General features: G+C 28.4%; 1 protein-coding gene. It reads right to left on the bottom strand.

The features are described from left to right. Window positions 1-68: 68 nt before the first annotated feature. Window positions 69-1,192: dihydrolipoyl dehydrogenase family protein (locus CEX73_RS02875; protein ID WP_101627081.1), on the bottom strand; the 1,124-nt coding region annotated here is incomplete at its 5' end.

Genomic DNA, 1,192 nt, shown 5'->3' with positions numbered 1-1,192 from the left:
ACTCATAAACATAAAATAAAAATTTATATTTGTCAATATTTATGTTATATGTTTATTTTATATAAAATTTATTTAGTGTTAACTATTTTAGAATTTGGTAAATCAATAATAGTACCTTCATAAATTTTAGCTGACAAATTAATAGATTCATATAACGTAGGATGAGCATGAATAGTTAATGCTATATCTTGTGCATCACAGCCCATCTCAATAGCTAGACTTATTTCGCCAAGTAACTCACCTCCATTCGTTCCTACAACTGCTCCCCCGATAATTTTATTATTAGTTTTATTAAAAATTAATTTAGTAATTCCATCTTTACAATTAGATACAATAGCTCTACCTGAAGCCATCCAAGGAAAAATAGATACTTCATAGTTAATACCTTTTGCTTTAGCTTCTTTTTCAGTTATACCCACCCAGGCTACTTCAGGCTCTGTATAAACAATAGAAGGAATTACTTTAGGATCAAAGTAATGAGTCTGATTGGCAATAACTTCTGCAGCAACATAACCTTCATGTATTCCTTTATGTGCTAACATTGGTTGACTAACAATGTCTCCTATCGCATAAATATGTGATATATTAGTACGCATTTGTTTATCTACATGGATAAAACCATTATCGTCTACTTGAATGCCTGCTTGTTTCACATTTAATAATTTACCATTGGGATAACGGCCAATCGCTATTAAGACAATATCATAACGTTGAATATCAATTTGATTGGTATTAAATAGTATACTTACATAAATACCATCTTTTTTAGATTCTATGGCTGTAACCTTAGTTTGTAACATAATGTTAAATTTACTACTAATATGTTTATTAAATACTTTAATAATATCGTTATCAACAGATGGAATAATTTGATCTGACATTTCTACGATATCTATTTCTGAACCTAATATCTCATAAATAGTTGCTATTTCTAACCCAATAATACCTCCTCCTATCACTAACATTTTCTTGGGTATGAAATTTAATGCTAATGCATCAGTAGAATTCCAAATTCTTTGATCTTTAAAAGATATAAATGGTAATTCAATAGGACTAGAACCAGCAGCTATTATCGCATTATCAAATGTAATAGTAGTCATTAAATTATTTTTTAATACTTTTATCGTATTATGACTAGTAAATTCTCCATAACCATTAATGATTTTTATCTTGCGTTCTTTAGCCATATTAG

Origin of the sequence: Candidatus Palibaumannia cicadellinicola, assembly GCF_002855795.1 — a bacterium.
In the GTDB taxonomy this organism is placed as follows: domain Bacteria; phylum Pseudomonadota; class Gammaproteobacteria; order Enterobacterales; family Enterobacteriaceae; genus Baumannia; species Baumannia cicadellinicola_C.
The sequence above is the reverse complement of the archived record's forward strand: the minus strand, read 5'-3'. Positions and strand labels throughout refer to the sequence as shown.